Consider the following 25447-nt stretch of genomic DNA (forward strand, 5'->3'; position numbering starts at 1 on the left):
GTGGCTTGAGGGCTTGACATCCAGGAGGGAGCGAATTTTATGCAGATGTATGAGTCCATTTTCATCCTTCGGCCGACCTTGACGGAGGAAGAAGTGACGAAGGTGGTTGAAAAAATGAAAGGGGCCGTCGAGAAAAACGGCGGCACCATCCTGCAGTCCGAAAACTGGGGAAAGCGGAAGCTGGCCTATGAAGTGGAAAAGGAAAAAAAGGGGACGTACGTCATTTTTCGTTTTAAGGGAGACGGAAAAGTGATCAACGACCTGGAGCACAACTATCGAATGGAGGATTCCATCATCAAGTTTCTCACGGTGAAGCCTTCAAAAGGCGATTCGGGCACGCTGGTCATGCCGTCACCGGATGAAGGACGCCCCTTCCGGAGCCGATCCGGACATGACCGGGACGATCGCCGGTGGTCGGAATCGGGTAAAAAGGCGGATTAGAATAGATGGTCAGTTACAACAAGGTCATCCTGATCGGCAACCTCACCAAAGATCCCGAGATCCGTTACACGCCCAGCGGCACGCCGGTGGCCAACTTCCGTCTTGCGGTCAACCACAAATACAAGCAGGGCGACGACCTCAAGGAAGAGGTCTGTTACATCGATGTGGTCGTTTTTGGAAAACAGGCTGAGAATTGCGGCCAGTATTTGAATAAGGGACAGAGCGTCATCGTGGATGGGCGGCTTCAGGAGCGCCGATGGGAGACCGAGGACGGCCAGAAACGAAGCAAGCATGAAGTGGTGGCTCAGGCCGTCCGTTTCATGCCTAAGCGCGGGGAGTCGGCCCCTCCAAGCGGAAAGGCGGACTCCGTTTCGGAAGATGTCGAGCCGGCCTTGGGGGGAGCGGAAAACGATGTGCCGTTCTAATTTCCCCGGCGCGTTTAATCCATGACCCGATCGAAGGTCTGCGTGCGAAGCACAAAGCGACGGCATGCATGGCCATAAATAAATAAAAAAGCGAGACCACTTCAGGCAACGACAAGGAGGATTCAGTGGAGAAAGGCCGGTTTACCCAGCGGAAGAAGAATTGCCGCTTTTGCACCGACAAAATCAAGTTTATCGATTACAAAGACACCTCGCTGTTGCGAAACTTTGTGACGGAGCGGGGCAAGATCGTTCCGCGACGGATTTCCGGCAATTGCGCGTCCCATCAGAGAGATGTCGGCCAAGCCATTAAGAGGGCCCGGAGCATTGCTCTTTTGGCGTTTGCCGAAGAACGATAGAATTCGTGACCCGTCTCAAGGTTCTTTCTGAAGCCGTTCGATGATCTCCGAGATGAGTTCAATCGGATTGAGCACAAGCGGGATGGCTTGATCCGGCAGATGGCCGGGCGTAAACTGAAAATGACCTTCTTCCCACCGAAAGAGGCTGTAGATAATTTCCTTGACTTGAAGCTTGAGTCCGTCGAATAATTCCTTGGGAGTTAGAAATCCCAGCTCCACAATGATCGCGCCGAATTTTTTATGGGTGGCACCCTGGAGTTTAAGCGCCGCATCCATTTGCTCGCGTCTGAGTTTTCCGGCGTTGATCAGGATATATCCCAGCCGGTCCCCCGATAAGTTTGATGACGCAGAGACGATGTTCCCGTCCTTAACGTAGATCGATTTTTCCTGCCCGTCGTGTTGCAGAGTCAGTGTTCCGGTAACCTTGGATGATTGGAGATTCTGGAGGAGGTCCGATAAAGGGATGTTTTGAAGGTTACCGGAAAAGGGTTCATGGTTGGTCATCGTTGGCCGCGTTGTTTTAATTATATCCAAACCAAACGCCTTGTCAAGAATGAGAACCCCGGCCGGATATAAATTTTCTTGACGGATGAACCGCAACTTGTTATAGTTCTCGGGCATTGAGTAGGGTCCTCGGCGGAGTCGGAATTGAAAATCAAGTCCCAGACACAGTTTAATCCGGTTTCACCCAATAAGGACGGCCTTCAGGCCTTTATCGAAAAGCGGCGGTCACTTCGTTTGCCCTTGTTCGTATTGGAAATAAGATGGAGAAAATACAACAAGGTATTCATCGGTCATACGCAGAACATCAGCATCGGCGGTCTGTTCATGTCCACCGAACGTCCCCTTCAAGCCGGGGAACAGTTTCCGATCGAGTTTGTCCTTCCGGACAGGAAAACCAAGATCAACTGCACCGGAGAGGTCACCTGGACGCGGTCTTATGCGGCGGAGGGAGCCGGCTCGGAAGGCATCGGCGTCCGTTTCGTGGATCTCAATGACCAAAAAATGAAAGCGATTGGTCAATGGATCAAGAAACAGGAGACCTCCAAAAAGAAACAGGCCTGAGAAGGTCGTGGATCTATGGGGTCCATCGGTACCGATCCCGCCGCGTAGCACGGTTCCGATTTCTGCGACGATCACCTCGGGTTATCCCATTTTACTTCTCCATCCGCCAACTGTTCGGCATGCAGACCGATTCATGGACCTTCAGGTTTAGGCCACGGCCCGTCACCGGGGTTTACGGGCTTCCGAAGCTCGTCCCTGAAACTAAAGTGTAAGCCGCCGCGGCCTTCGACCCGGATAAAAGAGAGGCTTTTCTGGATGGGCGGAAAGACGAAGACGGCCAAACCGGAGGCGGAAAAGCGAAAACGAAGGGATCGTAGGGATCCGCTTCGTGACCGACGGACGAATGAACGCCGCAAAACGGAACGGCGCAAGGCCGGTCGGCGCAAAGAGTTCTGTCCCACTTGCGGGGGAGAATTAACCCCAACCGACTATTGTCCTTCCTGCAAGGTCCGGGTCGTCAAAATTCGGGTGTCGCCCCAACGTTGAGCGCGCGGATGAAACATCCCGTATTCATGCCGCTTTCGGGATTCATTCTGGCGATGGCCGTTGTTTCTTGCGCCTCGATTCCCCGGTCTCGGCTTGATTATCCGGTCGGGTACCGAGAGAGCGGTATCGCCTCCTGGTACGGAGAGGAATTTCAAGGGAGACCGACCGCCAACGGTGAGACGTATAACATGTACGCCATGACGGCCGCCCACCGTCTGATGCCGCTCGGGACGACGGTCAAGGTCACCCGCCGAGAGACTGGACAATCGGTCATGGTGAGGGTAAACGACCGAGGCCCCTTCGTGCGGGGACGCATTCTGGATCTTTCCTACGGAGCGGCCAGGGCTTTGGGCATGACCGGGACCGGTACGGCTCCCGTCCTGATCGAGGTGGTCTTCCTCCCGAAAGATTCCTCGATGACGGCGGGCGGTCTGTTTACCGTACAGGCGGGTGCGTTCGAGGTGGAGGAGAATGCAAAACAATTGGCGGAACGGTTGAGGAAGAAGTACCCCGATGTTTATTTGATGACGATGCGGTCGAATCAGAGCATGATTTACCGTGTGAGGGTGGGTTTGCTTGGTCGAAAAGAGGTTGCATTTGAACTGGCCGAGCGATTGTCCAGGGAAGAACGGCTGGACCCCTTCGTGACGCGGAAAGATCCTTAAGATTGCAAATACGGCCACGACTCGGATGAAAATCCTGGTGCGCGGCCCTCGTTACGTCGCCAAGTTTACGGCAGCGGGCTTCAGGAACTCAATCGAACCTGTTCAAAGGAGAAATGCGATGGCCGATGTGGCTAAACTGGAAGAGAAGATAAAGCGCGTTAAGAAAACGTTATCAGAAAAAAGAAAAAAAGAATCGGAGTCGGAAGCACGCCCGCTTGAACTCCGGCCCGTTCGAAAACGGTTGAAGCGTCTTCAACGCCGGCGACGAGTCCTGGCCGCCTTTCTGCAGCGCGGGATAAAGGGCAAGGGTGAGACATTGGAAAAGGGAAAGACCCCGGCGGCGGAGAAACCGGCCGCTGAAAAAGAAGTCAAAGCCGGTTAGCGAAATTCAAATTCATCATCGGTATGATCGACGGCGTGATGGGATAGGGGAACATCTATGAATATCAATGGCCCTGTCGGGGCGCTGAGCCTTGCCCGGGTCGTCTGGGCCGCGGCGCTTTTTTTCATCATCAACGGTTGCGGCGCGCCGGTCATCTCGAAAGGAGTCCGGGATCAGGCGGATCCGACCGCGACGTTCAAGGCCGTGTTTCACGACCCGGACGCCTACAAGGGCAAGACGGTTCTTTGGGGGGGGATCATCATCCGAACCCGCAACGCGAAGGACGTGACTTGGATCGAACTGGTGCAGGAGCCGTTGGCCGGCGACGATCGCCCGATACGAAGAGAGGCATCGGAAGGGCGTTTTTTAATCCGTCACGATGGCTTCTTGGATCCGGCCGTTTATGGACGAGGCCGCGAGGTCACGCTCGTCGGGGAGGTCCGGGGCCTGGAAACTCGATTGCTGGACGAGGCGGAATACCGCTACCCGGTCGTGGCGGACAAGCAGTTGGTGCTCTGGGGGCCCGCCCAGGAGCCGGCCTTTCATTTCAACCTGGGTTTCGGGGCCGTCTTCTCGAGATGATTCATGTTCATTTTAACATCGGCCGAATCAGGATCGGTTGATCAGCCGGTCCAACCCCGTCTTCACCTCCTTCAATTTCGTGTTGGCCCGCGGATCGGACCGGTGAACGGTCTCGATCACGCCACCAAGGGAACTTTCCAGCCCGGTCAGCGCTTCCCCGACTTCTTTTGACGCCATCGGGAGCGCGGTATGAAGCTCCTCCTTGGCCGACGTCAATTCCTTCTCGGCCGTTCCAAAATTTCGCTCCTTGATGTTGTTCTCGGCCGAAAGCATCCGGTCGCGGGCCGTCGTGAGTTGCATTCGAAACCGCAGTGAACGGACTTCGCCTTCCAGGCCGACGACTTTCATCGACATTTCGGACTTGGCGGCGGTCAAAAGCCGGTTGAGCTTTTCCGCCTTGAAAGAGCCCGTGAGATATCCGGCTCCGAATGCAACGATCAATAGGAACAGAAAAGAGATGAACTTAAAAAACGATTTCATCGGAACAGAACTCCTTTCTTAGGATGGATGGGTGCGAAAGACCATCGGGTTTTGTAGCGACGCATCGCGACGCGTCGCTGGCGTTTGCGGCGCTTCATGAAGGATCCGCAGAATTGCGCCGGCCGCATAACATCGCACGGATCCTTCGGCATCGTTCAGCCGTTCGGTCAGGTCCGGCAAGACCTCGGGTTTTCCGATCATCCCCAGTGCGCGCGTCGCGGCCGAGCGCACTCTCGAAGAGGGATCCTTCAACAAAGGCACAAGCAGCGCAGCCGCCTTTCTTCCAAAGTCCGGGTCCTCCGACGGAACAATTTCTCCGAACGACCGCGCGGCCGCGCTACGAATCCCGTAATCGGAATCGGCCAGGGCTCTTTTCAACAAATCCAGGGTCTGAGGGTCGTTCTGTTTGGACAAGGCCACGGCGGCCGAAAGCCTTACGAACGGATCGCTGTCTTGGGCGGCCTGTTGAAGCAGAATAGAGACGTCGGATGTTCTGTACGCGCCCAGCGCGAGCGCGACCTGACTGCGGACTCCGGCATCGGGGTCGCTTAACGCGTTGGACAACACCGGAACGGCATGAACGGTGCCGAGATCGGTCAGGGCCTGGGCGGCGTAGCTCCGGACGGTGGCATCCGGGTCCCGGAGGGTGTGTGCGAGCAGAGGCAATGCGCGGACATCGCCCGTTTTGCCGAGACCCGTCGCTGCGATGAGACGGGTTTCCGGATTTTCGTTTTTCAATGCCTTCTCAAAAATCTTGAGCGCGCCGGGATACGAATCCATTCCCAGGGCACCGACGGCGGTGCCCAGTCCCAGCAATTGTACGGCCGGGTCTTCGTCCGTCAACGCTTTTTTCAGGAGCGATGGAGGGGCCGCGGATTTCAATCCGCTCAGGACGCGAACGGCCGTCAGCCGGACCGACGGGTCCGGATCGGCCAGCGCCGGATCGATGAACCGAATCGCCGTCTGAGCGCCGAAGCGGGCCGCGGCCTCGACTGTAAAAAGGCGAACGGTGGAATCGGTGTCTTTCGAGGCGGTCGCAAGCCAGGAAAGAACGGCCGGATCACGGCTGTCTCCCATCGCCTTGGCCGCCGCGCCGCGCGAAAACGGATCCTGTTCCTGGAGAGTGTCCTGAAGGATCTTGAGAGACCTTTCCCGGATTTGAAAGTTCAGACCCTGTTTGGACAACGATCGGGTCAGAATGAGACCGATGACGATCAACAGGAGAGCCAGACCGGTCATCTGAAAGGCCTTTTTTCCAACGGGCCACCGGCTCATCGCCGACCCTTCATAAGAGACCGGACGAGAAAGCCGCCCAGGACTATCGCGGCGGCCCAGGCCGTGCGGCTTTCCAAGGTGTCCCCCTGATGCTGGAAAAAACGGGCGATGATCAGCAGAGCCAGAAGAAATGCCGCCAGGATGGCGCGGTAAACCAACCGATAAAGCCTCAGCAAGGCGCCGGTGACGTCATCCGACGACATCTTGGTCTTGAACTCGCCCCGGTTGGCCAGGGTCAGAAAGGTCTCCAGCGTCTTGGGCAGAGCCAGGAGAGAGCCGCCGATCTCCCGTCCGGTTTTCCACAGCCGGTCGAACGCATCCTCTTCCGATCGGATAAACGGAACGGCGAAAGGTTTGGCCAGATCGATGATGTTCATGTTCGGATCCAGTTTGGAATTGATCCCGTTTAGCATCCCCAGCGTCCGCCAGATCAGGATGAAGTCGTTGGGAATCTGCAGCGTCGAGGAGACGCTGAAGATCTGGTGCAGATCGTACGCGATGTCGCCGATGCCGATCTCTTGGAAGGCTTTGGGCGAAATGTCCCGGTATCTCTCGATGAAAAAGGCCGCCACTTTTTCAATCGCGTGGTGATCGCCCGCGCGGTCGATAAAGCCGAGGTCCGCCAGCCCCCGCATAATGAGGGGGATATCCCGGTCGATGATCCCTCCGACCGTGGTCTTGATGCCTTCCCGCATGGCGGGCGTGAGGGGCTGCATCAGGCCGAAATCGACGAAAATCAGAACCGGGTCGCGGGCGAGGCCGTCCGCGGACGTCGGGCCCGGGCGGACGAACAGGTTTCCGGGATGCGGATCCCCGTGAAGAAACCGGTGGGCGAAAAGTTGCTTCATGTAGGACTCCATCAGAAGCCGCGCCAGGGCCGGGAGTTCCACGCCCGCGGCCCGGATCTCCTCGAATTCGGCGATCTTGATTCCGTCCACGAATTCCAGCGTCAGGACATGCGACGTCGTGTAGTCCCAGATCACTTCGGGGACCACGATCCGGTCGTCCCCCTCGAAATTCTGACGAAACCGCTCGGCGTTCCGCGCTTCCTGAAGGTAATTCAACTCCTGCTGGAGGATCCGGGAAAATTCCTGGTAGAGGATGTCGAAGCGGATCTGACGGAGAAACCGTTGCAGAAACGCGGCGGCCCAACGCGCCGCGCGAAGATCCGCCTGGACGATCCGCCGGATTCCGGGGTACTGGACCTTGACCGCGACCCTTCGTCCGTCTTTGAGAACGGCCTCGTGAACCTGTCCAAGCGAAGCAGCCGCAATCGGGGTTTCGTGAAAGACCGCGAATACCTCCTCAGGACTTTTACCCAGGTCCATCCGCAGACGTCGTTTGATCACCGCGAAATCGCTTGGGGGAATGGAATCCTGAAGCTGGGCCAGGGTTCGGGTATACTCCTCCGGCAGGAGATCGACCCGGGCGCTCAAAAACTGTCCCAGTTTGATTAGAATGCCTTTGAGTTCGATGGCCAGACGACACAGTCGGTCGGCCTTCTTCTGATGTAAACGGGAACGCCTCCGGAGGAGGGTCTCTTCGCGGTAAAACGGCGAACACCAGAAATGAATGCGGTAGGAGACGGCGACATCCAATGCAAAGGAAAGAATCCGGATGACTCGGAAGCCTAGCCGGGAGCGAAATGGCACGAAGGACCCCTTCGGTAAAGTGCCAAGTTTATATCATACGCCTCTGGGAGAGTCAACGTCGATGACATTGCGTCTTGGGCTATGTCACGGACTGCCTTACCGATGACGGCATTCGGTCCGCGGCCGAACAGGATCCGCCGTTTCCGTCGTTCGTCCTACGGGGGAGAGGCCGTGTCTGTTGACAATCCATTTGAAATATGACAGATTATCATTGGTTCAGGCCCCTCATGCGACCGAGACTCCATCTTATGACCCGTTGTCCTTGGACGATGCGGAGGATCCTATTCTCCGCTTGTCTTGTGCTCATACTTCTGCCGTTGCTTTGGGCCGATATCGCCGCTGCCGAGGAACAGGAAGACACGACTCTTTTTTACCAGGGCCAGTCCCTGATGGAAAAAAAGCATCCCGAGGAGGCCGCGACCAAGTTCAACGAGCTTCTGAAAAAATACCCGAAGAGCAACATTCGTGACCTGACGTTCTACTGGCTGGGCCGGGCCTATCTGGACCTTCATCGGACTTCCGAAGCCGAAACGATCTTGCACGAGCTTCAACGGGAGTTTCCGGATAGCCCGCTGGTTCCGAAACTGAACAAGGAAGTGGCTGCTCGATCGCTTAAACCGCAACCGCCGGTCGCAGAAGCCGTTCCTCCGGCGACCGCTCCAAAACCTTCAAAGCCGGCTCCGCCACCGAAGGTGGCCGAGAAATCCGTCTCTCCTCCCGCTTCTCCATCGACGAAGAGTGCGGCGCCGTCTCCCGCTCCCAAACCGCCCGCTCCGCGAAAAACCAAACCGCCGGTGGTCCAGACCCTGCCCGTTCCCGCCGGCGGATCGTCAAAAGGATTTTCGCTCACGATTACGCAAGTGGCCGACCTTAAGGTCGAGGCCAAGGAGGTGCAGCTCTCGGTCTACCCGGGGGAGTCGGGCGCCATCCCGTTTCAGGTGACCAATACCGGCAATGCCGAGGACAGCTTTACTTTCCGGACGACGCTTCCGCCCGAATATCAGCCCGTCTTCTACTTGGACAGCAACGGGAACGGGCAGATCGATGCGAGTGAACGGGCGGTCCAGGCCACGCCGTCGCTTGACGTCAACCGTTCGGCTTCGGCCGTCCTCGTACTTCATCTTCCTCCGACAACGCCGGACGGGCAGAGGCAAGAGTTTGAGATTCTGGTCTCCTCTTCGTTCGATCCGAACATTTCACAATTGGTGAAGGCCGCCGTGAATTCCAAGGGGCCCTTGATTCGAGCCGACTTCAAAGCCGACAAGGAGCGCGTCAAACCGGGCGATCGCCTGAGCTATACGCTGGTCCTCCAGAATACCGGAAGCGCCGAAGCCCGGGAGGTGAAATTTCAGTACACCTATCATCCCAACCTGATCTTTCTCTCGGCTCAGCCGACGCCCAACATCGTTGAACAGGCCTCCCGCACGCTGGCCTGGACGCTGGATAACTTTCCCAGCCAATCTTCCAAACGGATGGAGGTCCGCTTCAAGGTCGGGGATGAGGCGACGGCGGGGCAGGAAATCACCAACCGGGGCGGACTCGAAATGGCGGCCGGCGGTGAGCCGATGCTCTTATCGTCCCCCTTGGTGACGGTGGAACAAGTGGCGATGGTAAACCTGGAGGGATCGCGGGAGGAAATGACCGTGACGCCCGGCGATATTTTGGATCTTCCGTACCTGGTCAAAAATATGGGCAACGGTGCGGACAGTTTCAGCCTCCGCCTGGAGGGCGATGAAGCCGTCGAAGGTCTGGTCTACACCGATCAAAATAACGACGGCCGGTATGAATCCGGAGAACCGGTCCTGACCGAGACCCCGCCGTTGGGCAGCCGGGAAGCCTTTCCGGTGATGGTTCATGTGACCGTTCCGGTTCGGCAGGCCGATGGGCAAAAACTCGAGGCGCGTCTCATGGCCCAGTCCAAGCTGGACCGTGCGGTTTCGGCCCGCACGACCAAAGTGTTCCATTACACGTTGCCGATCGTGACGGTTTCGACGCAGCAAGGCGCTCGGGACAGCATCCCGGGCGGGATTATTTCCTACCAACTGACCGCCATCAATTCGGGTTCCGGAATCGCCCGGAACGTGGTCATTACGGATCTGCTTCCAACCGAGCTGGAATATGTCAATTCCGATCCGCAACCGTCCGACCGGCCGGAAGGCGGTTTGGTGTGGCAGGTGACGGAGCTGGCGCCGAATCAAAAAAAGGTGTTTGTAGTCAATGTAAAGACCAAGACCGGTCTTCGAGCCGGAACGGTAATCCAGAAGGACACGCGGGTGCGGTATTCGGACCTGAACGGCAATCGCTATGAATAAAGACCTCGAGAAACGGGTTAACGAGGATTTGGTCGTTAATGTATGAGAAGTTCTTCCAGTTTAACGAGCCGCCCTTCAATCTAACCCCCGACCCCCGATTTTTTTTCTTCAGCAAGGAACACGAAGAGGCCTTCGATCATATCCGCTACGGGATTGAGCAGCGGAAAGGATTCATTGTTGTGACGGGCGAGGTGGGAACGGGCAAGACCACGCTTTCCCGGCTGCTGCTGGAAAAACTGGACAAAAAAGTCCGGACATCGATGATCTTCAACCCCAGCCTCAACACGATCGAACTGCTGCAGGCGGTCAACCAGGACTTCGGGATCTCCGAGGAGGGCCCGTCGAAGAAGGGTTTATTGATGAGGCTAAACCAGTTTCTCCTGAGTACCTTGGCGGACGGGGGGAACGCCCTCCTGATCATTGACGAGGGCCAGAACCTCTCGATCGAGTGCCTGGAAGAGATTCGGATGCTTTCCAATCTGGAAACCGAGAAGGAAAAACTGCTACAGATCCTTTTGCTCGGCCAGCCGGAACTACGAGAGATGCTTCGGCTCCCCGCGCTGCGCCAACTGAATCAACGTATCGCGATCCGATATCACATTGATCCGCTGGATTTGGAGGAAACGAAGACGTATGTGATGTATCGTCTGAAAATAGCGGGAGGCCAGGATCGCTTGTTCTTTACGCCCAAGGCGCTTAAAAAGATTTACCAGCACAGCGGCGGTATTCCCAGACTGATCAACGTTCTGTGCGATAAAGCGCTCCTGGCCGCGTACGCACGGGAAAGCCACGTGGTCGATGATGCGACCGTCCACCAGGCGGCTGCGGAGCTCGAAGGGCCGTCGTCAACCCCGGTTCGTCGAGACCTGCCGGTCGAGAAAACCGGCCGACGCCACCGCCCGATGGAAAAGAAACGCAAATCGGATACCCGTTGGTTCACGCCTATGGGAACAACCGTCATCGGCTTGTTGCTTGCCCTGCTTTCTGCTCTGGTGTGGGGAGTGCCGGTCTGGTTCAATCCCCACCCCTCCGTTATGAATGCGGCCTCGCCGAAATCTTCGATAGCCTCGAACTCGGTTCCAGACATCCCGACCGAGGCCGTCAGGCCGCCGCCGGCGGCCGTGCTTCCACCGGCCGAGTCCGTCACATTGTCACCACGAGAAAACCGGGCCGGATGGTTTGACGAAAACGGTGTGTTTCGAGTGACCCGTCCTGAAGAGACGTACAAGGCAGCCTTATTGACGCTTCTGAAAATCTGGGGGACCCCCCAGAATCCTTCAGCCGAAGAATTCAAATCCTTAAATGCCGATCGGCTCATGTCCGCGAAAGGGTTTTCAACCCATCTCTTCACGGTCAACTTGAAACGGATCCGCCTACTTGATTACCCCTGCGTGATCCGTGGACATTGGGCCCATACCACGGCCACCACCTATGCGGTGCTAACCAATCTCACCAAGAAGGATGCGACGGTCTTGGATCCTTTGAGCGGGGAGATCACGGTCAGTCTGGACGTGTTAAAGGGGTTGTGGGGAGAGGAAGGGATGATCTACTGGAAACGGTTTCCCGGAATCGCTTTACCATTAATAAAAACGAAAACGGCGGATCCGTCTGTCAAAACGGTTCAGAAGGCCCTTAAGATCCAGGGACTGTATGTGGGAAAGACGGATGGGATAATGGGCATGAATACCAAACGAGCCATTCGCTTTTTCAAGCAAAAATACGGCCTAAAGGATGATGGGGTTTTCGATCTCGAAAGTTACCTCGTTTTATCGAGAGTCATGTTCCGGGGAACGCCCGGACTTCAAGCAGGGAATCTATAGAATGGATATGGAGCGTTTCTATTTGAACTTTATCAAGAAAACGTCTATAATTGAACAAGGTTAATGCGTTTACGTCAGCATACCGGCCAGGCTGATTATGGGGGGGAGATTCGCCATGAGAAAATATCTTTGGACGTTGAATGTTCTATTTCTGTTGGGTTTTAGTTATTTTGTGGCCGATTTGGTGAGCCTGTTTATCGGTCGTCAACTGGATTTGCCGTCCCGCTCGCCCGTGGCGGAATGGGCCGCCACGACCGAGGCGCAGGTGAAACCGACAACAGAAGTTTACTCCTCCATTATCGACCGGAATATTTTTGGGATCAAACCGGCGGCGGCCATCGCAAGCCCTGCAGAAACGGCGCCTCAGGAGGTTCAATTGCCGCCGCTCCGACTCCGGTTGGTGGGAACGGTTGTGGGCGGCCCGGAAGAATCCTTCGCCGTCATTGAGGATCTCGGGACCAAGGAACAAAGCCTTTATCATATCGAAGATATTGTTGGATCGGATGCCAAGCTGATCGAGGTGAGTCGTGATGAAGTGACGTTTTTACGCGGGAAGGTTCGGGAGACCTTGGCGGTTGAGATGGAAGACACGCCGGGCCAAGCTGTGCCGGGCCGAACCTCCTCAAACCAACCCAACTCCGCGACGCCCCCCGTGACCCCCCGACCGGCCGGACCCCAGAACAGTTGGGTTCTGGACAAGCAGGAGGTGGCGTCCGCCTTGGAAAATCTGCCGCAGCTCTTGACCAAGGCGCGTGTGGTGCCGGACCTAGGCCCCAATGGCCAAAGCGACGGATTCCGGATCGTCTCGATCTCTCCGTCGAGTTTTTATGAGCGGATCGGGTTGCGGAACGGAGATGTCATTCAGCAGATCAACGGGATCGAAGTCAAGGATCCCCAGACCTTTATGCAGGTTTTTACACAACTGAAAGATGAAACCAACATCACGATGGATCTGATGCGAAACAACCAAAAAGAGTCGTTCACCTATGAAATTCGTTAGAGGGACTCGGGTCGAGTTGCGGTCGCCCGGCCGCCGAAGACGAGTTCGAACATGTCAAATGCGGAAGCGCATGCCGATCTTGAAATGGATTTTTCTGATGTTCGGGGCGGTCCTGTCTTCCGGATTTCTTCTGCAGGCCGACGTTGCGGCCATTGCTCAGGCTCAGGAACCTTCCGAGACCCAACACCCCTTGCCGCTCCCGTCTACGGCACCGGAATCGCCCAAACAAAATCAAAAAGGGGGAGACGCAACCACTCCGGAAACGACCGTGACCCCATCCCCTCCGTCTACATCCCCGACAGCGGAACCGCCGAGGCAAAATCCCCCCGCAACGTCTCCGATACCGGAACCGCCAAAATCGGCCAAGGAACGGCTCATCACGCTTGATTTCAACAACGTCGACCTTCCGGTTTTCGTGAAATTCGTCAGCGAAATGATCGGGAAAAATTTTATTATCGATGAACGGGTACGCGGAAAGGTGACGATCTTTTCACCCGCCAAGATTTCGGTCGATAAGGTCTACCCGGTCTTTCTGTCGGTCCTGGATATCAAGGGACTCGCGGCCGTTCCTGCCGGAGATGTCATTCAGATTCTCCCGGCGTCGGACGTCCCGCCGGAACGGGATATCAATGTTTACTATCTTGAAAACGCCAACGCGGAAGACACCGCCAAGCTGCTGACCAGCATCGTGACCCGGACCGGCGCCCCGGCGCCGGCCGGGCGGCCGATCGTCAAAGCCACGGGCGAGTTCGAGGGAACCGTACAGATTATTCCGGACAAGACGACGAACGCCTTGTTGATCACGGCCTCCCCCAAGGATTATGAGATGCTGAAAGAGGTGATCAAGAAACTCGATGTGCGTCGACGTCAAGTCTATGTCGAGGCGGTCATCATGGAAGTCAGCCAGGACAAGCTGCGTCAATTGGGAACCCAGTTGGGCGCCGTGGGCGGTTACCAGTCGACCAATCAAAAACTAACGGCCTACGGCGGTGCGAATGAAGATATTTCGGATCTGACGAGCCTCACGACCTTGGCCGGGACGGGAGGAGTGAACATCGGATTGAGCACTGTGAATGTCAAGGTGCTTCTGAGCGCGTTGCAGAGCTCTTCGGATGTCAATACCCTGTCTACGCCGCAACTTCTGACAACCAACAATCAGAAAGCCAAGATCGTTGTGGCCCAGAATGTTCCGTTTATCACCGGGAACAATCAGACGGTGGGGGGGGTGACGCAAACACAGATCAGCCGTCAGGATGTCGGCGTAACGCTGGAACTCACGCCGGAGATCCTGGAAGGCGATCGCGTCCGGATGGATGTCCGTCAGGAGATCTCCAGTTTAGCGGATACCCCGCAGGCGGTTCTGGTTCAACTGGGACCGACCACGAATAAGCGGGAGGCGACGACCACCGTCATCGTGTCCAACAATCAAACGGTCGTCATCGGGGGCTTGATGACGGATAATGTAAATAAGTCGGAATCAAAGATCCCGCTACTTGGAGATATTCCCCTCATCGGCTGGCTGTTCAAATATGAGTCGAAACATCTGACCAAAACGAATCTCCTCATCTTCCTCACCCCCCACCTCGTACATGAAAACGAGGATCTGGATGCGCTCCGGCAGCAAAAGAGCATCGATATGCAGCGGACGTTGGCCGAAGGAGACTTGAGGAACCAGACCCTGAGCGAACAATTTCTGAAAAGTATCAACCCTCCCCAGGGCAAGAGGTAGTTCCGTCCATGTCCAGCCCGTGGCAACGCATCGGTGAAATTCTTCAAGAGAAGTTTGCCGTCACGGCCGAACAGATCCGCGAGGCCCTGGCTCTTCAGCAGGAAAAGGGCGGGCTGCTCGGAGAGGTTTTGGTCCGGATGCATGCGGTGAAGGAAGGCGAGGTGCTGGAGGCCCTGGGTCTTCAATTTCATCTTCCCTTCATCCCCGATATCCTTCCGACCCAGGTGGACCCCGTTTTTCTATCGAAAATCCCGATCGGGTTTGCAAAGCGGTACGAACTGCTTCCCCTTCGCGAGGAAAACGGCCGTGTGATGACGGCAACGGCCAATCCGCTCCAGCTCGCCGCGTTGGATGACGCCCGCGTTCTGCTGGGTTGCGACGTTCAGGTCGTCCTGTCGCCCGCCCGAGTGATACTAAGCTGCATCAATCAAGTCTACGACCGTGCTTCCGATACGGCGCAACAGGTCATTGATGACCTGAGCACCGAGAACCTGGACCTGTTGGCCAGCGAGCTGCAGGAACCGGTCGATCTGCTGGAGGTTACGGACGAGGCGCCGATCATCCGGCTGGTGAACTCGACCATGTTTCAAGCCGTCAAAGACCGGGTGAGCGACATTCACATTGAGCCGTTTGAACGCGACCTCGAGATCCGGTACCGCATTGACGGGATCATGTACAAGATTCTGTCCCCCCCGAAGCGGTTTCAGTCCAGCATCATCTCCCGGATCAAGATCATGGCCGGAATGAACATCGCGGAGAAGCGTTTGCCCCAGGACGGACGGATCGGGATCAAGATCGCCGGCCGGGATATCGATATCCGTGCCTCGGTCATCCCGACGGCCCACGGGGAGCGGGTTGTTCTGCGGCTTCTGGACAAAAGCACCAGTCTATTGAACCTTGAGGACATCGGTCTGACGAGGCAAGATCAAGAGACCATGTTCCATCTGATTCAACTCAGTCATGGCATCGTGCTGGTCACGGGGCCGACCGGCAGCGGAAAGACGACGACGCTGTACGCGTCGTTGAACCGGATCAATTCCCCGGACAAGAATATCATCACGATCGAAGATCCCATCGAATACCAGCTCAAGGGAATCGGGCAAATGCAGGTCAACCCCAAGATCAACCTGACATTCGCCAACGGCCTCCGCTCCATCCTCCGGCAGGACCCAGACGTGATCATGGTGGGGGAGATCCGGGACGCCGAGACGGCGGAGATCGCGATACATGCTTCCCTAACCGGCCACCTGGTTTTTTCAACCCTGCACACCAACGATACGGCCGGCGCCATCACGCGGCTCATTGACATGGGGATCGAGCCCTTTTTGGTCGCATCCTCCGTGATTGCGATCCTCGCCCAGCGGTTGGTGAGGTTGCTCTGCCCCGATTGTCGGCAAGCCTACTCGCCCACATCGCAGGAGTTGTCCAAATTGGGTTTCAAGGCGGGCGCATCGCCGCCGTCCTTTTACCGCGCGGTGGGTTGCGGCCTTTGTAAACGGACCGGGTATCACGGGCGGACCGGAATTTACGAGATTCTTCTCATCGATGACGAGATCCGTCAGATGATTTTGAGCAAGGTCGATTCCAACCGGATTAAGAACCGCGCGGTCGAAAAGGGCATGAGAACGCTCCGGGACGACGGCGCGCGAAAGGTGCTGGACGGCGTCACGACGGTGGAAGAGGTCTTGCGGGTCACGCAGGAAGAACTGGTGATGGAGTAACGCGCGATGGCGGTATACGAGTACAAGGGCCTGACGACCGAAGGCCGGGATATCTCCGGCATCATTGACGCGGACAGCCCAAAGACCGCGCGGGCCAAGCTACGGCAGTCGGGCATTTATCCCACCGATGTCGTGGAGGGGGCAGGCGAAGCGTCGTACGGCTCCGATTCCGCCGCTTCATCGGGTCATCCGGACCGTTCCCTTTCGTGGCTGTCGCGCATCCGGGTGGCGGAACGGGTTGGAAGCATGGAGGTGTCCCTCATGACCCGCCATCTGGCCACGTTGACCGGGGCGAAGCTTCCGTTGATGGAGGCCCTTTCGGCCCTGATGGATCAACTGGAAAAGGGAGAGTTAAAGCGGGTCGTGGCGGGCGTTCGCGAACGGGTCAAGGAAGGCAGTTCTCTGGCGACGGCGCTTGCCCAATACCCGTCCGCGTTCTCGGAGATTTACATCAATATGGTGCGGGCGGGCGAGGCGAGCGGCACTCTGGATGGCATGCTTCTCCGATTGGCGGATTATCTTGAACACCAGGTCAAGCTTCGCAATCAGCTCGTTTCAACGCTGACCTATCCTATCTTCATGGTGGTCATCGGCGGATTGATCTTGCTGGGATTGGTGACGTTTGTGGTTCCCAAGATCACGCTGATTTTTGAGGAAGTGAATCAGGTCCTGCCGTTACCGACGGTGATTCTCATCGCGGTCAGCCATTTCCTGAACGACTACTGGTGGCTCATTTTGTTGGCCGTTGTCGTTGGAATATTTGCCCTGCAGCAATACATCAGGACGCCCGCGGGCCGGATCCAGTATGATCGCTTCGTGTTGCGGGTCCCGATTATGGGCCGGGTGACCCTGATGGTGGCGATTTCGCGTTTTACGCGGACGCTCAGCACCTTGCTCAGCGGCGGCGTACCCCTGCTCCAGGCTCTCGACGTGGTCCGAAACGTCGTTCAGAACAATGTGCTGGCCGAGGCGATCGATCGGGCCCGACAAAACATCGGGGAGGGCCAGAGCTTGGCCGAACCGTTGAAAAAGAGCGGAATGTTTCCTCCGCTCGTGACGCACATGATCGCTGTCGGTGAGAAAAGCGGCGAACTGGAGCCGATGTTGGTCAAGGTCTCGGAGGCTTACGACAACGAGGTGGAAGCCATCATCAGCACGCTGACGTCCCTGATGACCCCGGTCATGATTCTGGTGATGGGGGCGATCATCGGATTTATCGTGATGGCGATTCTTCTCCCGATATTTGAACTCAGCCAAATTGTGAGGTAAAAGTAATGGATCACGCTGTTCGAAACGCCGCGGACCGGAGGTGCATGAACCGCCGTACTCCCGCTTTGACGGTTCCGGAGAGTTTTTCGCGTCAATCTGGATTTACATTGATTGAGATCATGGTGGTTGTGTTCATCTTGGCGCTGCTAGCCGGAATCGTCGTGCCAAAAATCATGGGCCGGACGGATGAGGCCCGTCGGACCGCGGCCAAAGTCCAAGTCAAGAACATCGAAGAAGGGTTGCATCTGTACAAACTGGACAACGGTGTTTATCCCACCACGGAGCAGGGCCTCTCGGCTCTGGTGACGAAGCCCTCGATCGGCTCGATCCCGCCGCATTGGCGGGAAGGCGGCTATCTGCCCAAGCTACCCAAAGATCCCTGGAGCCATGATTACGTCTATATCAGTCCGGGCTCCCACGGGGATTATGACTTGATGAGCTACGGGGCGGACGGCGAGCAGGGCGGAGAAGGGAAAGACGCCGATGTGGAAAGCTGGGATATCGAATAGACGGGGCCTGCCTGTCCGGCAGGCAGGCTTCACGTATCTCGAACTGGCCGTGGTGATGCTGATCCTCGGCGTGGTTGTGGCCCTGGCTTTTCCGACCATCCACAACTTCGGCTCCAGCGCCTTGAAACAGTCGGCCCGTCATCTGGTCCGGACCGTCTATTTTCTGACCGATCGGGCCGCGGCTACCAAACAGATCTATCGTCTGAATTTCGACCTGGACCGCCGGGAGTACTGGGTGACCGTCCAGTCCGGGGAAGGCGAGTTTGTCCGGGCGGACTCCGACATCGTGACGCGCACAAGCCTGCCGGAAACGGTTCGGTTTGCGGATGTAGACACCCTGCATCAGGGTAAATTGACGCTGGGCGTGGCCTACATGGATTTTTTTCCCGTGGGGCGCGTGGATAAGACGACGGTGCATTTAACCGATGAGCAGAAGGACAACTTGACGCTCGTCGTCAACCCGGTTACGGGACGGGTCAAGGTATATGAAGGGTATCAGGAAGAGACGACCAAATCGACCTTCTGATCGATCGACCCAGAAGGGGTTCACGCTTTTGGAAGTGGTCGTCGCCCTTTCCATTCTGGCCGTGACCTTTGTGGTCCTCTTGGGACTCCGGAACCGTGACATCCTTCAGCATCTGGAGGCCCGATACTTGACCCGTGCCACGTTGCTGGCCCAGAAAAAGATCTCGGAAGTGGAGATGGCAGGTTTCCCTCCGCTCGGCATTATGGCCGGCGATTTTCCCCAGCCGGACGATATGTTCCATTGGACCCAGACAGTCGGTACCACCCCGTTGGATTTTGCCCGGGAAGTTACAATGGAGGTGGCCTGGCGGGAGGGCGAGCATTCGCAATCGGTCGTTTTGGTCACTTTTGTGATGGATGAACAATCGTGAGGAGAGGACACTGGAATGACCCGCGGGGGTTCACGCTCCTGGAACTGCTGGTTGCGCTGGGAATTGTCGCGATCGTTGTGACGCTTCTGTATGAGACCTTTAATGCCGTGCTCAGGTCCACGAAGGAGGTGGATGCGGAGAGCGAAATCGATCAGATGGTCCGGATCAGCATGGAAAGAATGACGAACGAACTGCGGTCGGCGTATTGGCGCCCCTCATCCGGGACCGGCGGGCCGACGGTGTTTATGTTCGTCGGCCAGGACAGTTCCGACAGCGATCAGCCCGCGGATACGCTTCAGTTTACGACGCTTTCCTACGCCCGCGTCGGCGAGGGGAGCGCCGATCCGACCGTCACGGTCGTGGAGTATGCATTGGTTCCGGACCCGGAAACTCAGACGAGCGTTCTGATGCACCGGGAGGAGACCGTCCCGCTCGAGCCATCGGAGAACAGTCTTGAAGAATATGAACTGGCCGAATCGGTGATCGGATTGAATTTTCGGTATTTTGATGGACAGAATTGGTTGGATCAATGGAGCGATGCGGATAAAAAGAGATTGCCGAAGGCGGTCGAGATTCAGCTCATTATCAAAGATTACTCCGGTCAGGAACGTCAGTTCATTACACAAACCGATATCCCTATCGGCCAGGCATCATGACTCTTAGGAGGCGGCTCCAATGGGTGAGTCGGCATCGGGCCGGATTGATCACGACCATCGGGTACGCCACCGCCGCCGTGATCACGATCACGGTTTTTGTCTATCTGACGTTCCCCTGGCAGAAACTTTCGGAGTGGATCCGGATCAAGATCGAACGGGCCACGGATCTTCAGGTTTCGGTTCAGAACAGTCGTGTTCGGTTTCCGTTCCTTCTGGTCTGGGATGGAGTTGAGATAAGTCGGGCGGGACATCCTGCTCCGGTCTTGATGGCGGTGGATCGGATATCGGTCGGCTGGCCGATCGGCGCGATCCTTCGGCGACATATCGATCTGGACCTGGCGGTCCGGGCCTGGGGAGGAGAAGCCCACGGCCGTTTAACGGCTCGCCGGGCGCCCCAGGGAATGCAATACCGCCTGGAAGCGAGCGGCAAGGGTTTTCAGCTCGGAAAGTTGGCCGCCGTGTTTCAACTTCCATCCGAGGGCGTGGTTGGTACGGTTCGGATCAATCGGTTTGAGCATGATTGGATGAATCAGGACTGGATGCAAGGGCAAGGCGTCTTGTCGTTGGAGGCGGCGGAGGTGGAACTTAAACAGTGGGAAATCCGTTTCAAGCGTCTGAACGGAAATGTGACCTTGAAAGCCGGAATGAGCAACCTGGAAAACTTTTCCGTTCAGGGAGAGGCCCTGGATCTGGTGGGCAGCGGAAGCCTCCTGCTCCGGGCGGATTTTATGGAAAGCCTGTTGAACTTTAACTCGCGCGTATCGTTACACAAGCCGAGCGGGCCGCTTACATTGTTGTCTACACTGGCCTCTCCCGACGGCCGCTTGGATTTTGCGCTTCGGGGGCCTTTGAAACAACCGATTCCGTATATAAACGGAGCTCCGTTTCCGGCGCTTGGTGCAGGCGGTTCCAGTCTGCCCGCGGGAACCGACCGGAAGGTTAAATCGATACCTCCGTCCACGATGGCTCCGGCTCGTCCCGGTTTGTCTTCCGCACCCGGACCCTTCCCGCAGCCGCCTGTCCGACCAAACGTTCAGGGAGACCGTAATTGATGAACTTTCGTCTGACACAGCCCATTCTGGGTCTTGATCTCGGATCTTCTTGCGTCAAAGCGGTTTCTCTACGAAAAAAACTGACGGGTCTGGAATGGGCCGGAGCGTATCAGAGAGATTGGTCCAGGACACAAGACCTCTTTGAATGGGCCAAGGAGCCGTTTTCAGGATTGAAGGAATGGCTTGCGGAGCATCGGTTGGCAACCGACCGCGTGGTGGTTTCGGTGCCCCTCCATCTGATCTCGCTGAGAACCCTGACCCTTCCCTTTCAGGACGCCCGGAAACTCGAAAAGGTGGTTCCATTTGAGATCGAAGCCCTTCTTCCCTATTCGCTGGAAGAGGTGGTGGTGGACTATCAGGTCATGGACATCGGGGACGGCAAGTCCCATCTCTTGGTGGCGGCCGTTCCACGCAGTCTGATGAAAAATTATCTGGACCAGCTGATCCGGGTCGGTGTTGATCCGGAATCGGTGGAATTGGACGGCATGGCCCTCGCGAATCTTGCGCGCCACGCGTTTCCCGAACCGCCCGGCGAAGGAGATCGCGCGAGCGACGATACGGCCGTCTTGGATATCGGGGCATCGAAGACGGTAGTCTGCATCCTGCGACGGGGACAGCCCTGTTTTCTGCGGACCCTTTTGTGGGGAGGCCGGAATGCGACGGCGGCCCTGTCGGAGGGGTGCGGGATTTCTCCGGCCGAGGCCGAGGAATGGAAGCGACAGGCCGGTTTGATGGATGACGGGATTCCGCACCTTCACCAGAAAGGGGTATCCAAGATCATCGGTCAGTCGCTGGATACGCTGGTGTCGGAATTGGTCCGGACCTTCCATGGTTACCAGGGGCAGGAACCGACGGCGGACCGGGCTACCGTAACCGAACTGGTCCTTTACGGCGGAGGGAGCAAGCTCAAAGGTCTGGAGTCCTATCTCGGATCCGAACTGGGGGTGCGCACTTCCACCCACACGCCCAAGATCGCTTCGAACAACGGAAACCGATGGGATCCGGCCTTGGCCATGAGTTTGGGACTGGCGCTGAAAGGAACCCAAACCGCCGACGGGTCGCGGATGAACTTTCGCAAGGGCGAGTTTGCGTACGGTCAAGAGACCTCGGTATCGGCGACCCGCGCGCGCTACGTTTGGATCGGGGCCTTTCTCGTGGCGGCCGTCGCGGCCACGGATCTCTACATGAAGTACAACATTCAAGTCAACAAGTATCAGGGACTGAAGACCCAAGTCCGAGAGGAATTCCATGCCATGTTCCCGGAAGTTAAGAATGTGGTGGATGAAGTTCAGCAGGCGAAGACGGCCGTTACCGAGATGAGGAAGAAATCGGCTCTGTTTGGACTGGATGATTGGTCCCCGTTGCAGCTGATGGCCGAACTGACCCGGCGGATCCCTCCCTCGGTCAAGATCGAGGTTCAGGATTTTGTAATCGAGCCGGGGCGACTTCGGCTGGAGGCCGAGACGGATAGCTTCGAGTCGGTGGATAAGATCAAGGCGTCGCTGGGGCAATTCGAGGCGTTTAAGGACGTGACGGTCAGCGACGCGAAGGTCAGCGCCGATCAATCCCGCGTGCGCTTCCGTTTGACGATGACCGTGGCGCCGAAAGGAGCGGGATGAACGCTTTTTTCCGGGCGGATTTTGTTCGGCAACTTCTGGCGCGCCTTCGACGCGACCGGATCACATCCCGCGAGCGGATCTATATCATCATCGGCGGCGTGACCCTGGTCGGGCTCCTCCTCTACGGACTTTATTCCGCGGCCACTTCTTACCTCGATCGGACGAAAGAAATCGACCGGCTGATCCGTCAGAAGGAAGAAGCTCTGACCACGCTGGATCAATTTCGTCGGGAATATGTCCAGATCAAAGGCCAAGTCGGTGCTCTGGATGAACGGATCGGAAAGGACCAGGGGAATTTTTCACTTCTGTCGTTTCTCGAGTCTCTGGCCGGGACGACCGATGTCCGGTCAAAGATCGCCTACATGCGGCCCCAGGCGGCCGTGCCGGTGGACCAGTACCGGGAGACGTCGGTCGAGATGAAGATCGAGAATGTCACGTTGGATCAGGCTGTGCGGTTTCTCTCGGCGATCGAACAGGCCCCGCATGTCCTGAAGATCAAGAACCTCCATTTTAAGACGCGTTACGCCGATCCCCAATTTTTAGATGTGACCTTCCTCGTCAGCACCTATGAGAAATCCGGCTGAACGGGCTAGGGACCGGCGGCGTCGATGCTTGGGTAGACGGGATAGAAATGAGAGTTGGGCTGGTTTGCATCCAACCGGCCGTCCGTGAAGCGGTCGAAGCGGGTGTTCTGCGGGGCCGTGGCGTCTGTTTCGTCATAGAAGAACATGCCGCCCGCGTGAACGGTCAGGGTCAGGGCAAAGATGCCTTTCGGGCTGTCCGGGATCGTGAAGAACTTGGGAAGGTCGATTGTGATGAGGGAATTGTAGTCGTGAAGGGGGAATCGGGCTGCAGGGACCTGCAGAGGGACGGTGGGCCGAGTCGCCGCGAGCGGCACGTAAGTTCCATCGCTCGTGTCGATCCAGCTGAACTGTGGGTTGTCCGTCACATTGCCGACCAGGACGTCGCCCGCATCGACCGGAACCCCGAGAGTCGGATCGGTGAGATCGAGCGTATAAAAGCGAAAGCGCCGATTAACAGGGGCGCCGTTTTCATACACCGGGATCTGAATCTCGAAATAGGTCAGTTCGACCTGCACTTGGCTGAAGTCGCAGGGACAAGCGCTTGGATAGACGGAGTTCACATCGGCGGATTGGGGCGTCGTGGTCAGATTAAGGACGATGGGCGCAGTGGTGCTCTGGGTATCGAAGACGGTGTACGATGGAGAGGTTTCACCCGGCTTGATTAACTGAACGCTCTTCACCCCGACCGTGACCGTTGAATTGTTGGGACTAATAAATCTGTCGGGCCAGCTGTCGTTGTCGCCGCTGGGGTCGGAATTCCCGAAATCGGCCACAACCAACGCCTCGACCCCTTGGTTTTTTTTCCCGCCGCAGGCCGTGAGCAGAAGCGGAAGAAAAAAAAATCCCAGAGCCCAAACAAATCCGGGGGCCGGCAGGAGATTTCTAATGGAGAAGAATAAACTCATCCCGGAAACCATTTTAGCAGAATGGTCGTCGGATTGAAAATGAAAAGTCGGGCGGTCGTGAATATGGGAAACCGTAAGCTGCCGGGTGATGAACGGGGCGTCGCGCTGCTTCTGACCCTGGTGATCCTGGTATTGCTCACGGCGATCATCGTGGAATTCGATTACGGCGCCAAAGTGAATTTGATTACGGCCGCCAATTTCCGGGATGAGGTGCAGGCGGTCTATCTGGCGAAATCGGGCGTGGCCGCGGCCCGCGCGGTGTTGAAGGATGACGCCCTGCACCACGGAGCGTATGACGCCTTGACCGAGTTCTGGGCCCAACCCATCCCTCCTTATCCCGTGGGTGACGGGTTTGTCTCGGTCGAGATCGCGGATGAGGCCGGCAAAATCGATATCAACCGTCTGGGGAATAATCGTAGTCAAGCAAGAGACGACGCCGCCTATATGTTGAAAAGGCTGTTGAGGGTGTTGGAAGTTGATCCCGGGGTGATCGATCCGATTGTCGAGGCGATCAAGAATTGGGTGGATCCGGACGCCGCGCACGACTGCCTGGACGAGTTTTATTATCAACAACAGAATCCGCCGTATCATTGCAAAAAGGGTCTGATGGATACACTTTCGGAGTTGCTTTTAGTGAAGGGGGTCACGCCGGAGATCTACAAGAAAATCCGGCCCTATGTGACGACGGTCTCATCCCCATCCCGTCCAATCAATGTCAACACGGCCGGCCTGCCGGTTCTGGAGGCACTGGATGATAATATCGACCCGGAAACCGCGGCCTGCATCCAGGATCGTCGACCGTATGAAAACAGCTCGATGTCCGATTTTTTCGGTTGTGCGGTTGCCACTCCATGCAAGGATCCGTCTTCGGTCTGTTCCAGGCAGATCGGGGTTCAGAGCAGTTACTTCTCGGTGAAATCGAGCGGAAAGATGTATGATACGGAGAAGGTCATTACGGCCATGATTCAGAGGCAAGGAAGCAAGGCAAACCTTGTTTCATGGCAGATCGAATAATCCGGTGCGATGATCATCAACAGAAGCATCACTCCGTCTGGACCGATTTGATACTGTACTTGATCCTTCCCTCAAGCCACCGGTCCGGACAGTTTTTTGTGTCCTGGATGAAGTTGCCGATCTCCTGCGGATTCACGGGCCGCAGCTCGCCCTTCGGGTTTCCGGGAACGATGACGCGAAGCGGCAGCGTCAGATCTTCCTGAGTCAGATCCTTTCCTTTCGAGTCCAGCATCTCAAGATGAAGCGTAAAGCTTTTAATAGGTTGACTTCCGGTGTTTTTGATTTCGCCAAACACCTCGCAAACAACCGCGTTCCGCTGGAAGTCTTGATAGCGGTGCGCATGGACGGCAAGGGGAGTGATCGGCATTGGCACTTTCGCGGGTTGGGCCGGCCGATTCCATAAGACAAGACTGAAGAACGTGACAACAAGAATTAGACGGAAACGCATGTGTTTTGCTTATTCACGTATTGTGTGATCAACCGCTTGAAGCCCGATCTCGGATGTGTTATCCTTCAATAGTTTTTTCTCACGAGAGTCACGCCATAGTGTAC

The 25447-nt window shown here is 56.7% G+C and carries 27 protein-coding genes; 21 read left to right on the top strand and 6 right to left on the bottom strand.

Going from position 1 to position 25447, the window contains the following annotated elements:
- Positions 1 to 39: 39 nt before the first annotated feature.
- The 3 genes from rpsF (at position 40) to rpsR (ending at position 1222) form a co-directional block, all read left to right on the top strand.
- Entirely contained in the window at positions 40 to 441 is a 402-nt protein-coding gene (rpsF, locus tag VLY20_02040) for a 30S ribosomal protein S6 (protein ID HUK55420.1), read from the top strand.
- A 5-nt stretch (positions 442 to 446) separates the two neighbouring features.
- Positions 447 to 866, top strand: a complete 420-nt coding sequence (locus tag VLY20_02045; protein ID HUK55421.1) for a single-stranded DNA-binding protein — start codon at positions 447 to 449, stop codon at positions 864 to 866.
- Positions 867 to 991: 125 nt separating this feature from the next.
- Positions 992 to 1222 carry a 30S ribosomal protein S18 gene (gene rpsR, locus VLY20_02050; protein ID HUK55422.1) on the top strand — a complete coding sequence of 77 codons (231 nt, stop codon included), beginning with the start codon at positions 992 to 994 and terminating at the stop codon, positions 1220 to 1222.
- A gap of 15 nt (positions 1223 to 1237) precedes the next feature.
- On the opposite strand, the gene VLY20_02055 is transcribed toward rpsR, so the two are convergent.
- On the bottom strand, positions 1238 to 1726 hold the full coding sequence (locus tag VLY20_02055; GenBank protein HUK55423.1) for a DUF4388 domain-containing protein: 489 nt from the start codon (positions 1724 to 1726) through the stop codon (positions 1238 to 1240).
- A gap of 144 nt (positions 1727 to 1870) precedes the next feature.
- Between VLY20_02055 and VLY20_02060 the strand changes: the two genes are divergently transcribed.
- The 4 genes from VLY20_02060 to VLY20_02075 all read left to right on the top strand — a co-directional run bounded on the left by VLY20_02060 (position 1871) and on the right by VLY20_02075 (position 4402).
- Complete coding sequence (locus VLY20_02060; GenBank protein HUK55424.1) at positions 1871 to 2287, top strand: PilZ domain-containing protein; 417 nt, start codon at positions 1871 to 1873, stop codon at positions 2285 to 2287.
- A gap of 494 nt (positions 2288 to 2781) precedes the next feature.
- A complete protein-coding gene (locus VLY20_02065; protein HUK55425.1) occupies positions 2782 to 3438 on the top strand; it encodes a septal ring lytic transglycosylase RlpA family protein in 657 nt (218 codons plus the stop codon).
- 118 nt (positions 3439 to 3556) lie between these two features.
- Positions 3557 to 3820, top strand: coding sequence for a hypothetical protein (locus tag VLY20_02070; protein ID HUK55426.1), 264 nt, complete (start codon positions 3557 to 3559; stop codon positions 3818 to 3820).
- A 57-nt stretch (positions 3821 to 3877) separates the two neighbouring features.
- Positions 3878 to 4402 (top strand): Slp family lipoprotein, encoded by a 525-nt coding sequence (locus VLY20_02075; GenBank protein ID HUK55427.1) that lies wholly within the window; start codon positions 3878 to 3880, stop codon positions 4400 to 4402.
- A 27-nt stretch (positions 4403 to 4429) separates the two neighbouring features.
- Here the strand turns inward: VLY20_02075 and VLY20_02080 are convergent, their stop codons facing one another.
- From VLY20_02080 to VLY20_02090, 3 genes are read right to left on the bottom strand one after another with little or no spacing between them, the layout of a single operon-like run.
- Complete coding sequence (locus VLY20_02080; protein ID HUK55428.1) at positions 4430 to 4882, bottom strand: hypothetical protein; 453 nt, start codon at positions 4880 to 4882, stop codon at positions 4430 to 4432.
- 18 nt (positions 4883 to 4900) lie between these two features.
- Complete coding sequence (locus VLY20_02085) at positions 4901 to 6157, bottom strand: HEAT repeat domain-containing protein (GenBank protein HUK55429.1); 1257 nt, start codon at positions 6155 to 6157, stop codon at positions 4901 to 4903.
- Positions 6154 to 7809 (bottom strand): AarF/UbiB family protein, encoded by a 1656-nt coding sequence (locus tag VLY20_02090; GenBank protein HUK55430.1) that lies wholly within the window; start codon positions 7807 to 7809, stop codon positions 6154 to 6156. Before VLY20_02090 ends, VLY20_02085 begins: the two co-directional genes overlap by 4 nt.
- 299 nt (positions 7810 to 8108) lie before the next feature.
- Here VLY20_02090 and VLY20_02095 point away from each other — a divergent pair, with 299 nt between their 5' ends.
- The 13 genes from VLY20_02095 (at position 8109) to pilO (ending at position 22976) form a co-directional block, all read left to right on the top strand.
- Positions 8109 to 10121, top strand: coding sequence for a tetratricopeptide repeat protein (locus VLY20_02095; GenBank protein ID HUK55431.1), 2013 nt, complete (start codon positions 8109 to 8111; stop codon positions 10119 to 10121).
- A 38-nt stretch (positions 10122 to 10159) separates the two neighbouring features.
- Positions 10160 to 11941, top strand: a complete 1782-nt coding sequence (locus VLY20_02100) for an XrtA/PEP-CTERM system-associated ATPase (protein ID HUK55432.1) — start codon at positions 10160 to 10162, stop codon at positions 11939 to 11941.
- A 115-nt stretch (positions 11942 to 12056) separates the two neighbouring features.
- Positions 12057 to 12941, top strand: a complete 885-nt coding sequence (gspC, locus tag VLY20_02105) for a type II secretion system protein GspC (GenBank protein HUK55433.1) — start codon at positions 12057 to 12059, stop codon at positions 12939 to 12941.
- 70 nt (positions 12942 to 13011) lie between these two features.
- A complete protein-coding gene (locus VLY20_02110; protein ID HUK55434.1) occupies positions 13012 to 14670 on the top strand; it encodes a secretin N-terminal domain-containing protein in 1659 nt (552 codons plus the stop codon).
- Between the two features lie 8 nt (positions 14671 to 14678).
- On the top strand, positions 14679 to 16391 hold the full coding sequence (gene gspE, locus VLY20_02115; protein ID HUK55435.1) for a type II secretion system ATPase GspE: 1713 nt from the start codon (positions 14679 to 14681) through the stop codon (positions 16389 to 16391).
- A 6-nt stretch (positions 16392 to 16397) separates the two neighbouring features.
- The gene (gene gspF / locus VLY20_02120; protein HUK55436.1) at positions 16398 to 17660 is read left to right on the top strand and encodes a type II secretion system inner membrane protein GspF; all 1263 of its coding nucleotides are present in this window, start codon (positions 16398 to 16400) and stop codon (positions 17658 to 17660) included.
- Between the two features lie 44 nt (positions 17661 to 17704).
- A complete protein-coding gene (gene gspG / locus VLY20_02125; protein ID HUK55437.1) occupies positions 17705 to 18169 on the top strand; it encodes a type II secretion system major pseudopilin GspG in 465 nt (154 codons plus the stop codon).
- Entirely contained in the window at positions 18144 to 18695 is a 552-nt protein-coding gene (locus VLY20_02130; GenBank protein HUK55438.1) for a type II secretion system protein, read from the top strand. Before gspG ends, VLY20_02130 begins: the two co-directional genes overlap by 26 nt.
- Positions 18655 to 19065, top strand: a complete 411-nt coding sequence (locus VLY20_02135) for a prepilin-type N-terminal cleavage/methylation domain-containing protein (protein HUK55439.1) — start codon at positions 18655 to 18657, stop codon at positions 19063 to 19065. The genes VLY20_02130 and VLY20_02135 overlap by 41 nt, the downstream gene beginning before the upstream one ends.
- Positions 19062 to 19721: a type II secretion system protein GspJ gene (locus VLY20_02140; GenBank protein HUK55440.1), complete on the top strand. Its 660-nt coding sequence runs from the start codon at positions 19062 to 19064 to the stop codon at positions 19719 to 19721. The genes VLY20_02135 and VLY20_02140 overlap by 4 nt, the downstream gene beginning before the upstream one ends.
- A gap of 23 nt (positions 19722 to 19744) precedes the next feature.
- A complete protein-coding gene (gene gspN, locus VLY20_02145) occupies positions 19745 to 20773 on the top strand; it encodes a type II secretion system protein GspN (protein ID HUK55441.1) in 1029 nt (342 codons plus the stop codon).
- Entirely contained in the window at positions 20773 to 22392 is a 1620-nt protein-coding gene (gene gspL / locus VLY20_02150; protein ID HUK55442.1) for a type II secretion system protein GspL, read from the top strand. Before gspN ends, gspL begins: the two co-directional genes overlap by 1 nt.
- A complete protein-coding gene (gene pilO / locus VLY20_02155; GenBank protein HUK55443.1) occupies positions 22389 to 22976 on the top strand; it encodes a type 4a pilus biogenesis protein PilO in 588 nt (195 codons plus the stop codon). The genes gspL and pilO overlap by 4 nt, the downstream gene beginning before the upstream one ends.
- 5 nt (positions 22977 to 22981) lie before the next feature.
- On the opposite strand, the gene VLY20_02160 is transcribed toward pilO, so the two are convergent.
- Positions 22982 to 23881: a hypothetical protein gene (locus VLY20_02160; protein HUK55444.1), complete on the bottom strand. Its 900-nt coding sequence runs from the start codon at positions 23879 to 23881 to the stop codon at positions 22982 to 22984.
- A gap of 39 nt (positions 23882 to 23920) precedes the next feature.
- Between VLY20_02160 and gspK the strand changes: the two genes are divergently transcribed.
- On the top strand, positions 23921 to 24895 hold the full coding sequence (gene gspK, locus VLY20_02165; GenBank protein HUK55445.1) for a type II secretion system minor pseudopilin GspK: 975 nt from the start codon (positions 23921 to 23923) through the stop codon (positions 24893 to 24895).
- Positions 24896 to 24923: 28 nt separating this feature from the next.
- On the opposite strand, the gene VLY20_02170 is transcribed toward gspK, so the two are convergent.
- Positions 24924 to 25262, bottom strand: a complete 339-nt coding sequence (locus VLY20_02170) for a hypothetical protein (GenBank protein HUK55446.1) — start codon at positions 25260 to 25262, stop codon at positions 24924 to 24926.
- Between the last annotated feature and the right edge of the window lie 185 nt (positions 25263 to 25447).

The sequence above is a fragment of the Nitrospiria bacterium genome (genome assembly GCA_035517655.1).
Taxonomy (GTDB): Bacteria; Nitrospirota; Nitrospiria; order JACQBZ01; family JACQBZ01; genus JACQBZ01.